The 10,558-nt window shown below is 70.9% G+C and carries 11 protein-coding genes; 9 read left to right on the top strand and 2 right to left on the bottom strand.

The genetic code is table 11. The annotated features are described in order from the left end of the window. Positions 1-233: 233 nt before the first annotated feature. Positions 234-1,055 carry a hydratase gene (locus DFR50_RS28345; protein ID WP_342634588.1) on the bottom strand — a complete coding sequence of 274 codons (822 nt, stop codon included), beginning with the start codon at positions 1,053-1,055 and terminating at the stop codon, positions 234-236. Between the two features lie 26 nt (positions 1,056-1,081). Continuing rightward, positions 1,082-2,623, bottom strand: coding sequence for a 1-hydroxycarotenoid 3,4-desaturase CrtD (gene crtD, locus DFR50_RS28340; RefSeq protein WP_113893160.1), 1,542 nt, complete (start codon positions 2,621-2,623; stop codon positions 1,082-1,084). Positions 2,624-2,713: 90 nt separating this feature from the next. On the opposite strand from crtD, the gene DFR50_RS28335 reads away from it, so the two are divergent. The 9 genes from DFR50_RS28335 to pufA all read left to right on the top strand — a co-directional run bounded on the left by DFR50_RS28335 (position 2,714) and on the right by pufA (position 10,557). Continuing rightward, positions 2,714-3,577, top strand: a complete 864-nt coding sequence (locus tag DFR50_RS28335; RefSeq protein WP_113893158.1) for a polyprenyl synthetase family protein — start codon at positions 2,714-2,716, stop codon at positions 3,575-3,577. A gap of 13 nt (positions 3,578-3,590) precedes the next feature. After that, positions 3,591-4,730, top strand: coding sequence for a methyltransferase (locus tag DFR50_RS28330; protein WP_113893156.1), 1,140 nt, complete (start codon positions 3,591-3,593; stop codon positions 4,728-4,730). Between the two features lie 73 nt (positions 4,731-4,803). After that, positions 4,804-5,742, top strand: coding sequence for a chlorophyll synthesis pathway protein BchC (gene bchC, locus DFR50_RS28325; RefSeq protein WP_113893169.1), 939 nt, complete (start codon positions 4,804-4,806; stop codon positions 5,740-5,742). Then, positions 5,739-6,740, top strand: coding sequence for a chlorophyllide a reductase iron protein subunit X (locus DFR50_RS28320; RefSeq protein ID WP_113893154.1), 1,002 nt, complete (start codon positions 5,739-5,741; stop codon positions 6,738-6,740). Before bchC ends, DFR50_RS28320 begins: the two co-directional genes overlap by 4 nt. Before the next feature lie 16 nt (positions 6,741-6,756). Further along, positions 6,757-8,298 (top strand): chlorophyllide a reductase subunit Y, encoded by a 1,542-nt coding sequence (bchY, locus tag DFR50_RS28315; protein WP_113893151.1) that lies wholly within the window; start codon positions 6,757-6,759, stop codon positions 8,296-8,298. After that, entirely contained in the window at positions 8,292-9,746 is a 1,455-nt protein-coding gene (bchZ, locus tag DFR50_RS28310) for a chlorophyllide a reductase subunit Z (RefSeq protein ID WP_113893149.1), read from the top strand. The genes bchY and bchZ overlap by 7 nt, the downstream gene beginning before the upstream one ends. Positions 9,747-9,796: 50 nt before the next feature. Next, on the top strand, positions 9,797-10,030 hold the full coding sequence (locus tag DFR50_RS28305; RefSeq protein ID WP_113893148.1) for a hypothetical protein: 234 nt from the start codon (positions 9,797-9,799) through the stop codon (positions 10,028-10,030). A 98-nt stretch (positions 10,031-10,128) separates the two neighbouring features. Continuing rightward, positions 10,129-10,350 carry a light-harvesting antenna LH1, beta subunit gene (gene pufB, locus DFR50_RS28300; RefSeq protein WP_113893146.1) on the top strand — a complete coding sequence of 74 codons (222 nt, stop codon included), beginning with the start codon at positions 10,129-10,131 and terminating at the stop codon, positions 10,348-10,350. A gap of 12 nt (positions 10,351-10,362) precedes the next feature. Beyond that, positions 10,363-10,557 carry a light-harvesting antenna LH1, alpha subunit gene (pufA, locus tag DFR50_RS28295; RefSeq protein WP_113893144.1) on the top strand — a complete coding sequence of 65 codons (195 nt, stop codon included), beginning with the start codon at positions 10,363-10,365 and terminating at the stop codon, positions 10,555-10,557. Position 10,558 lies beyond the last annotated feature (1 nt).

Genomic DNA, 10,558 nt, shown 5'->3' with positions numbered 1-10,558 from the left:
ACAACCATCCCCACCTTGACTCACGTTTCGCCCCGCCGCGTCTCGCAAAATCCGCCGCCACCCGACGAGCGCACCCAACCTGTGACAATTCGGACCCACCCCGGCTTGGGAGTTACGGTCGCCCGGGAATCTGGTCGCAACGCTCTGAGAAGATTGATTCCGCGCCCGACCTTTCGCGGGGTCGGCAGGCCCCCGCCCGGCCGGCGCGTCCCGACCCGACGGGGTGGCCGCCGCTACCACCGCGGCATGCGGAACGGCAGCATCAGGCGCACCGCCGGGCTGGCGAAGCGGTCGAGCGACAGGCTCTCGTGCACCGATTCCACCGTTTCGCCGTGGAGCCGGTGGGCGACGAGGCTGCGGGCGTAGAACGGCGAATCCTCGAACGAGCGCACCGCCTCGGCGCGGCCGTCGTCGGAGCGGGTGGCGCGCTCGAGCCGCCATTTCGTCCGCGGCAGCGGGACCGGCGGGGGCGCGGCCAGGGTCTCGCAGCCGCCGCGGGCGTCGAAACGCAACGCCAGCGACAGCGGCGGGCCGCGGCGCGGCGCCGCGTCGTAGAGCACGCTCGCGCCGCTCGCGGTCGCGGCGCGCGACCAGGTCCAGCGGGAAAAGCCGCGTTCGAGCGGCTCGGCGCCGGCGTTCTGGTCGAAATAGCCGGTCCCGCGCCAGCGGAGGGCCGGCGCGTCCATGGCGACCTCGACATCGGCGGTCGGCATGATCGGGCGCCACCAGTGGCCGCCCTCGGCGTCGAGGGTGAAGGCGTTGGCGTTGAGCGCCGCCGCCCGGACCTCGATCCGCCCGCGCACCCGGCGCGGGAAGGGCGCGGCGCGCTCGTCGATCACGAGCGCGAGCCCGGCGCCGGTCCATTCCGCTCGCGAGCGGCCGATCTCGAGCGTGTCGCGGCCCGGCCGCACCGCGCGGCGGCGGCGCTCGGTCATCGTCCAGATCGCGCCCCGCGGCCCGTAGAGCGCGACGTTGAAGGCGCAATGGTCGAGCGGGTCGCGCCGTCCGGCCCAGGCGTAATAGGGCGAGAACACGCTGCCGACGAAAACGATCACCGTCAGCCCGAAGGTGCGGTCGGCGCTCAGCGCGTCGACGTACCACCAGGCGTAGCCGCCGGGCGCGACCGGCCGGTCGAAGAAAGGTCCCTGATCACGCTCAGCGCCGCCTGCCGGCCCGACAGCGCCGCCATCGGCGCCCCCGGCCCCGGATGAACGCTGCCCCCCGCGAGATAGAGTCCCGGCAGCCGGGTCTTCGCCCCTTCCCGGGCGAAGGTCGCCTTCCAGCCGTGCGTCGCCGGGCCGTAGAGCGCCCCCCGGGTCGAGGGGTAGACCTTGGCGAAATCCTCCGGAATCGTCCGGACGATCGATTCGCGGTCCCGCTCGATCGTCAATCCGCACCGTCCCAGGAGGCTGAAGGCCGCGCTCTCGCATGTCTCGATCTCCGCTGCGGTCAGGGGACGGTTGGCCGGCCGCGCCGGCGCGTTGACGAGGCCGAAGACGCGCTCGGGCCCCGAGGGCGCGCCCGCGTCGGAATCACCGCGATCCTGGGCGCAAAGATACACGGTCGGGGCGGCGGGCAGGCGGCCGCGGGCGAACAGATCGTCGAATTCGGCGCGGCTGTCGCGCGAGAAGAACACGGTGTGGCGGACGAGCGGGAACCCGCGCACCCGCGCCGACATCGCCCAGGTCACCGCCGACAGCGACCGCTCGGGCGTGTGGGCGGCGACCGCGCGCCTGGCCTCGGGGCCGGCCGCGCCGTCCGCGAGCGCGGCGACGTCGCCGTTCCAGATGACGGCGTCCGCGGCGATCGGCTCGCCCGCGCCGGTCGCGACGCCCGCCACCCGGCCGCCCGCCGTCAGGATGCGCGCCACCGCGGTCCCGAACCGGAACTGCGCGCCGCGCGCTTCGGCGAGGCCGCGAAGCGCCTCGGCCAGCCGCGCCATGCCCCCCTCGACGAGCCACACGCCCTCCCGCTCGACATGGGCGACGAGCATCAGCGTCGCGGGCGCGAGGAACGGCGACGAGCCGCAATAGGTGGCGTAGCGCCCGAACAGCTGGCGCAGCCGCGGATCGGCGAAATGTTCGCCGAGCGCCTTCCACATCGTTGCGAACGGCGCGATGCGGACGAGGTCCCCGACGTGCGAGAGGCCGACGCGCGCCGACAGATCGAGCGGGCCGGCGACGCGCGGCGCGTCGATGAAGCCCGGGCGCAGCGTCTCGTAGATCGCCTGCGCGCGCTTGCAGAAGGCCCGATAGCCGCGGGCCTCGCGCGCGCCCGCGAACGCCAGAATCGCGTCGGCGCTGCGGTCGATGTCGGAATAGAGGTCGAGGCGGGAGCCGTCGGCCCAGGCGTGTCGGGCGAGCCGCTCGGCCCGGACGAGCGTCGCCCATTGCGACAGCGAGGAGCCGGCCTCGTCGAACAGCCGATCGAACACCCAGCGCATCGTCAGCACGGTCGGTCCGGCGTCGATCGGGCGTCCGGCGAGCGGAGCCGGGCGCATTTTCCCGCCCGCCCGGTCGGTCGCCTCGATCACGGTCGTGCGAAAGCCGGCGGAAGACAGGAGGACGGCGGCGGCGAGCCCGCCCATGCCCGCTCCGACGATGACGATGCGACGATCCGCCATGACGGCTCTCCTTGCGGGACACGTGCGAATGTGTCAAGTTCTCATGACACGAGAGAGAGACAAGCCGTCTTTACGACACTGGAGGCGCGTGTGCTGACTTCGGACCGCATCGAGCTGGCGCTGGAAAGCGCCGTCCATCGCGCCGGAGACGCTGGGTCGCCGCCGCTGCTCGCCTCGGCCCTGCATTACGCGGTGTTCCCGGGCGGGCACCGGATCCGGCCGAACCTGTGCATCGCCGTCGCCGCCGCCTGCGGCGCGCCGTTTCCGCGCGAGACCTACGCCGCGGCGGCCGCGGTCGAGCTGCTGCATTGCGCGTCTCTGGTTCACGACGACCTGCCCTCGTTCGACAACGCCGACACGCGACGCGGAAAGCCCTCGGTTCACGCGCAGTTCGGCGAACCGATCGCCGTCCTCACCGGCGACGCGCTGATCGTGCTCGCGTTCGAGACCTTGGCGCGCGAGGTGGCGCCGAGCCGGCTCGCGCCCGCGATTGCGATCGTCGCCGGGGCCGTCGGCGCGCCGGGCGGGATCGTAGCGGGCCAGGCCTGGGAATGCGAGGCCGCCGTCCCGCTGGCCGACTATCAGCGGGCCAAGACCGGCGCGCTGTTCGTCGGCGCGACCATGTCCGGAGCGGCGTCGGCGGGAGTCGACCCGGAGCCGTGGCGGATGCTCGGCGACAAGATCGGCGAGGCCTATCAGGTCGCCGACGATCTGCGCGACGTGCTCTGCACCGCGGAAGAACTCGGCAAGCCGATCGGCCAGGACGCGGCGCGAACCCGTCCGAACGCCGCGGCCCAGCTCGGAATCGCCGGCGCCAAGTCGAGGCTCGAGACGCTGGTCGCAGCGGCCTCGGCGTCGATCCCCGACTGCCCGGGACGCGCGGCGCTGTGCAAGGCGATCGAGCTGCAGACGCGGGCGCTGTTCCCGAGGCAACTGACCCAGGTCGCCGCCTGACCCCTCGGGCGCGATGGCGTCCCCGGGCCTGCCGCCGCTGTTCTCCGCACTCGCGCGGCGCATCAAGGATTGGCGCATCCGGCGCACCGCCGATCCCGCCTTCCAGCGCTGGGCGGCGCAGTCGCCGCTCACCCGCGGGCTCGTGCGGCGGGACGCCCGGGCGCTGTTCGATCTGTGCGCGGGCTTCGTCTATTCCCAGATCCTGAGCGCCTGCGTCAAACTGCGCGTCTTCGAGATCCTGCGCGCGGGGGCCGTCGACGTCGCGACGACCGCGGCCGAAACGGGCCTCGAGCCGCCGGCCGCGCTGCGCCTGCTCAAGGCCGCCGCCGCGCTCCGGCTCGTCCGGGCGCTGCCCGACGGCCGGTTCGCGCTCGACGACCTCGGCGCCGCGACCCTCGGCAACGCCGCGGTCGCCGAATTCGTCGCGCATCACGACCTCTTCTACGCCGACCTCGCCGATCCGGCGGCGCTGCTGCGCGGCCACGTCGAGACGCGGCTGTCCCGGTTCTGGAGCTATGCGTCGGACCCGACCAGGCCCGATGACGGCGACGGCGCCGCCGCCGCCTACAGCGCGCTCATGTCCCGGACCCACGCGCAGGTGGCGGACGCGGTCCTCGCCGCCTATCCGTTCGTGAGCCGGCGCCGTCTCCTCGATGTCGGGGGCGGCGAGGGCGCCTTCGCCGTCGCGGCGGCGCAGCGGCATCCCCGTCTCGCGGTCACGCTGTTCGACCTGCCGCGGGTCGCGGAGCGGGCGCGGGCGCGGTTGACGGAACTCGGGCTTCAGAAGCGCGTCGCGGTCGCCGGCGGCGACATGCTGCGCGATCCCCTGCCCGAGGGCGCCGATGTCGCGACTCTGGTGCGAGTCCTGCACGACCACAACGACGCGGAGGCGGGCGCGATCCTGGCGGCGGTGCGCGGCGCATTGCCGCACGACGGCGACATCCTCATCGCCGAACCGATGTCGGGGATTCGGGGCGCCGAACCCATGGGGGACGCCTATTTCGGCCTTTATTTGCTGGCGATGGGGCGCGGTCGGCCGCGCACGCCCGACGAGATCGGCGCTCTCCTGAAGGATGCGGGATTCGCCCGCCCCCTCCGTCTGAGGACCCCGAATCCGTTCGTTCTCAGCATCGTGAAGGCCTCCCGAGTGTAAATTCGACTTGACGCTTTGAGGTGACAAGTTAGACTTACACCAGAGAGTCTGAGTGCGGGAGCCGCCGGGCATGTTGAAGTCCCTGGCCGTGGTTTTGGAGCAGCCGGAGCGCCTGTCGTTGACGACGCTCCCGGTCGACTCCCCGGCCGCGGGTGATGTCGTCGTGGAGACGCTGTGGACCGGCGTGAGCGCCGGAACCGAGCGGCTGCTCTACACCGGCCAAATGCCGCACTTTCCCGGCATGGGCTATCCGCTCGTCCCCGGCTACGAGACCGTCGGACGTGTAGTCGACGCCGGCCCGGACTCCCGGATTCCTGTCGGCGCCCGGGTGTTCGTGCCGGGCGCGCGTTGCTTTGGTCCGGTCCGCGGACTGCACGGCGGCGCGGCCTCGAGGCTCGTGACGCGGGGCGACCGCGTGGTCCCGGTGTCCGAGTCGCTTGGAGAAAAAGCGGTGTTGCTCGCGCTCGCCGCCACCGCGCTGCACGCCCTCTCTGGGTCGACGCTCGAGGCGGGGGCGCTGATCGTCGGACACGGCGTTCTCGGCCGGCTGATGGCGCGGCTCGCAACGCTGCGGGGCGGCGAACCGCCGGTGGTGTGGGAGACCAACGCGAACCGGCGCGACGGCGGGACCGGCTACGCCGTCACCACGCCCGAGGACGATTCGCGCAAATCCTACCCGGTGGTCATCGACGTCAGCGGCGATGCAAGCGCGCTTGATTTGCTCGTTCAGCGTCTGGCGCCCGGCGGCGAGATCGTGCTCGCCGGCTTCTACGACCGGGTGAGCTTCGCCTTTCCACCCGCGTTCATGCGCGAGGCCCGCTTCCGGGTCACCGCGCAGTGGCGCGAGGGCGACCTCGCCGAGGCGGCGCGCCTGGTCGAGTCGGGTCTGCTTTCGCTGGACGGGCTGATCACCCATCGCGCTCCGGCGAGCTCGGCCCCGGAAGCCTATCCGGTCGCCTTCGGCGATCCCGCATGTCTGAAAATGGTGCTCGACTGGAGGACGTTGGCATGAGTCTCGGCGAGGGCTTTCTCACCGCCGAAGAAGTGGCGAACCCACCGGCGCATCTCGAGGCCGCCGCGGCCGAACCCGCGCCCGCCGCCAAGACGACGCAGATCATCGCGATCTACGGCAAGGGCGGAATCGGCAAGAGCTTCACCCTCGCCAACCTGTCCTACATGATGGCGCAGCAGGGCAAGAAGGTCCTGCTGATCGGCTGCGACCCGAAGAGCGACACGACCTCCCTGCTGTTCGGCGGTCGCGCCACCCCGACGATCATCGAGACCTCGACCCGAAAGAAGCTCGCGGGCGAGCAGGTTTCGATCGGCGACGTCTGCTTCAAGCGCGACGGCGTCTTCGCCATGGAGCTCGGCGGGCCGGAAGTCGGGCGCGGTTGCGGCGGGCGCGGCATCATCCACGGCTTCGAGCTGCTGGAGAAGCTCGGCTTCCACGAGTGGGGGTTCGACTTCGTCCTGCTCGACTTTCTCGGCGACGTGGTGTGCGGCGGGTTCGGCCTGCCGATCGCGCGCGACATGTGCCAGAAGGTCATCATCGTCGGCTCGAACGACCTTCAGTCGCTCTACGTCGCCAACAACGTCTGCTCGGCGGTCGAGTATTTCCGCAGGCTCGGCGGCAACGTCGGCATCGGCGGCCTCGTGATCAACAAGGACGACGGAACCGGCGAGGCGCGCGCGTTCGCCGCGGCCGCGGGCGTTCCGGTGCTCGCCTCGATCCCGGCCGACGACGATATCCGCAGGAAGAGCGCGAACTACGAAATCGTCGGCAAACCCGGCGGACGCTGGGCGGGGCTGTTCGAGGATCTCGCCACCAATGTCGCCGCGGCGCTGCCGAACCGCCCCAAGCCGCTCTCGCAGGACGGTCTCCTCGGCCTCTTCGCCGGCGACGCGGTCGGACGGCACGTGACGCTCGAGCCCGCGACGATGGCGGACATGTGCGGCGGGGCGCTGAAGCCCAGGCCGTCCCTCGAAGTCGTCTACGACCCAGCAGTCTGAGGGCGCCCGGAAAGTCATGACCGACTGTCTCGATATCCGCCCCGCGAACGGCGCCGCCCCCGCAGAAGTCGGCGCGCCCGCGCCCGAAACCGCGTCCTGCCATTCCGACAAGGCGGCCGTCCGCGAGGCGGCGCGCCAGGCCGGATCGGGCGAGACGCTCGAACGCTACGCCCGCGATTATCCGGCAGGGCCGCACGACCAGCCGCAGTCCATGTGCCCCGCGTTCGGCGCGCTGCGCGTCGGGCTGCGCATGCGGCGCACCGCGAGCGTGCTGTGCGGCTCGGCGTGCTGCGTCTACGGCCTCACCTTCACCTCGCATTTCTACGGCGCGAAGCGGACCGTCGGTTACGTCCCGTTCAGTTCCGAGACGCTGGTCACCGGCAAGCTGTTCGAGGACATCCGCGAGGCCGTCGTCTCGCTCGCCGACCCCGACCGCTACGATGCGATCGTCGTGATCAATCTCTGCGTGCCGTCGGCCTCGGGCGTGCCGCTGCGGCTGCTGCCGAGGGAGATCGACGGCGTGCGCGTGATCGGCATCGACGTCCCGGGCTTCGGCGTGCCGACCCATGCCGAAGCCAAGGACGTCCTCGCCGGCGCGATGCTGAATTTCGCCCGCCGCGAGGCGGAACAGGGGCCGGTTCAGGCGCCGCGCGCGCCGCGATCGGAAAAGCCTTCGGTGACGCTGCTGGGCGAGATGTTCCCGGCTGACCCCGTCCAGATCGGCGGCATGCTCGACCTTCTGGGACTGGCCGCGGGTCCGGTCGTCCCGACCCGCGAATGGCGCGAGCTCTACGGCGCGCTCGACTGCGCGGCCGTCGCCGCGATCCATCCCCACTACACGGCGTCGGTGCGCGAGTTCGAACTCGCCGGGCGCCCGGTGGTCGGCTCCGCGCCCGTCGGCGTCGACGGGACGGCGGCCTGGCTCGAGGCGATCGGCAAGGCTTGCGGGGTCGCCGCCGACCGGATCGATGCGGCCAAGGCGAAGCTTCTTCCGGCGATCAAGGGCGCTCTTGCGGCGACCCCGATCGCCGGCCGTGTCACCCTCTCCGGCTACGAGGGATCGGAACTGATCGTCGCACGACTCATGGTCGAAAGCGGCGCCGACGTCCGCTACGTCGGCACGGCGTGTCCCAAGACGCGCTTCTCGCTCGACGACCGCGACTGGCTCGAAGCCAGGGGCGTGCAGGTCAGGTTCCGCGCCTCGCTGGAAGACGATTGCGCCGCGCTCGCCGAGTACGAGCCCGACCTCGCCATCGGCACGACGCCGGTCGTTCAGAAGGCGAAGGAGCGCTCCATCCCCGCGCTCTACTTCACCAATCTGATCTCCGCGCGCCCGCTCATGGGCGTAGCCGGCGCAAGCTCTCTCGCCAAGGTCGTCAACACCGCGATCGCCGGCAAGAGCCGGTTCGACGAGATGTGCGAATTCTTCGCCGGCGTCGGCGCTGGCTACGCCGCGGGCCACTGGAACGCCGTTCCGCGCGACCGGCCGGAGTTCAAGGCGAAGCGCCGTCGGGCGCAAGCCGCCAGGGCCAAGGCCGAGGAGCCGGGCGCATGCTAGTCCTCGATCACGACAGGGCCGGCGGCTACTGGGGCGCGGTCTACGTCTTCGCCGCGATCAAGGGCCTGCAGGTCGTCATCGACGGACCGGTGGGCTGCGAGAACCTGCCGGTGACGGCGGTGCTGCATTACACCGACGCCCTGCCCCCGCACGAACTGCCGATCGTCGTCACCGGGATTTCCGAGGAGGAGCTCGGCCGGCACGGGACGGAAGGCGCGATGAAGCGCGCCCACGCGACCCTCGACCCCGACCTGCCGAGCGTCGTCGTCACCGGATCAATCGCCGAGATGATCGGCGGCGGGGTGACGCCCGAGGGAACCGGGCTGCAGCGCTTCCTGCCGCGCACCATCGACGAGGATCAATGGCAGTGCGCCAACCGCGCGATGGCGTGGCTGTGGAGCGAGTTCGGCCCGAAGAAGGGCCGCGCCGGCACGCCAAAGGCGCGCGCCGCGGGCGCGAAGCCCAAGGTCAACATCATCGGCCCGGCCTACGGCGTGTTCAACATGCCCTCCGATGTCGCCGAAGTCCGGCGACTGATCGAGGGGATCGGGGCCGAGGTCGGCATGGTGTTTCCGCTCGGGAGCCATATCGAGGACGTGCCGCGCCTCGCCGAGGCCGAGGTCAACGTCTGCCTGTACCGCGAGTTCGGCCAGGCTTTGTGCGAGGCGCTCGACCGGCCCTACCTGATGGCGCCGATCGGCTTGCACACGACCACCCGGTTTCTGGGCGCGCTGGGCGAGCTTCTGGGCCTCGACCCCGAGCCGTTCATAGAGCGCGAGAAGCACACCACGATCAAGCCGGTGTGGGACCTGTGGCGCTCGGTGACGCAGGACTTCTTCGGCACCGCGACCTTCGCGATCGTCGCCTCCGAAACCTACGCTCGCGGCGTCCGGCATTTTCTCGAGGACGAACTGGGCCTCCCCTGCCAGTTCGCCATCCCCAGGCGACCGGGAGAAAAGACCGACAACGCCGCGGTGCGAGAGGCGATCCGCGCGAGGACTCCGCTGGTCCTGTTCGGCAGCTACAACGAGCGCCTCTATCTGGCGGAAGCGGGCGCGCGGGCAATGTACATCCCCGCTTCCTTCCCCGGCGCGATCGTGCGCCGGCACACCGGCACGCCCTTCATGGGCTACGCGGGCGCGACCTACCTCGTGCAGGAAGTGTGCAACGCACTGTTCGACGCGCTATTCGCCATTCTCCCGCTCGGGGCGGACCTCGACCGGATCGAGGCGACCCCGTCGCGCATCCATCGCGAGCTTCGCTGGGACGAAGCGGCCCGGACGCGTCTCGACGAGCTCGTCGAGTCGAGTCCGGTGCTCGTGCGCATTTCCGCCGCCAAGCGGCTCAGGGACGCCGCCGAGCGCGAGGCGCGGCAGGCGGGAGAAGATCGCGTGAGTCTCGCGCGCTTCGAACGGGCGCGCGCTCAACTGGCTGAGGGGCGCGCATGACCGACGCGGGCGGCCGGCGAGGAACGGCGACAGGGCTGAGGAGAGGAAGGATGCACAAACCGATCCATGCCGATCAGGCCGGGCTCCACCATCCCGCGGACGGACGTCTGCTGTGGTGCGCGCTCGTGCCGCTGTTCGCGATCGCAGAAGGAACGCATCGCGTGATGACCGGGCTGAGGCGCAGTGGCGCTGCGACTGGTCAGCGCGATTGGCTGACGGAAGCCAAGACGCAGGCGTCGATCGCGACGTCCTACGTGCTCATGGCGCGATCGCTCCTGCACTGATCCGAGCGACGGAAGTCGCCCGGTACGCCTGTCGTGACGGAGGTCTCGACAATCTCGCCGTGAAGGGCGTGCACGGCAGTAAAGTTGGAGGTCAGTAGATGCCCAGCGACGATAGATCCACATTATCCGGACTGACGGAAGCGGAAGCGCAGGAGTTCCACTCGCTGTTCGTTTCGAGCTTCATCGCCTTCATCTGCGTCTGTGTGCTCGCTCACATTCTCGTGTGGGCGTGGCGCCCCTGGATTCCCGGACCCAAGGGCTGGGCGATGCTCGACGGCGTCACCAACGCGGCGCACAGCGTCGTCTCGCTCATCAGCTAAGGAGGCCTGCTCATGTATCGGATTTGGCTGCTTTTCGATCCCCGCCGTGCGCTGGTCGGGCTGTTCGCGTTCCTTTTCGTGCTCGCGCTCATCATTCACTTCATCTGCCTGAGCACGGCCCGCTTCAACTGGCTGGAAGGCAACCCGGCGAAGACCGGCATGATCGAGTCGGCGCCGTTCAGCATGACCGTGACGGACATCGGCTGAG

The organism is Roseiarcus fermentans (genome assembly GCF_003315135.1).
Taxonomy (GTDB): Bacteria; Pseudomonadota; Alphaproteobacteria; order Rhizobiales; family Beijerinckiaceae; genus Roseiarcus; species Roseiarcus fermentans.
Note: the sequence above shows the minus strand (reverse complement) of the source record. Positions and strands in the feature narration are given on the sequence as shown.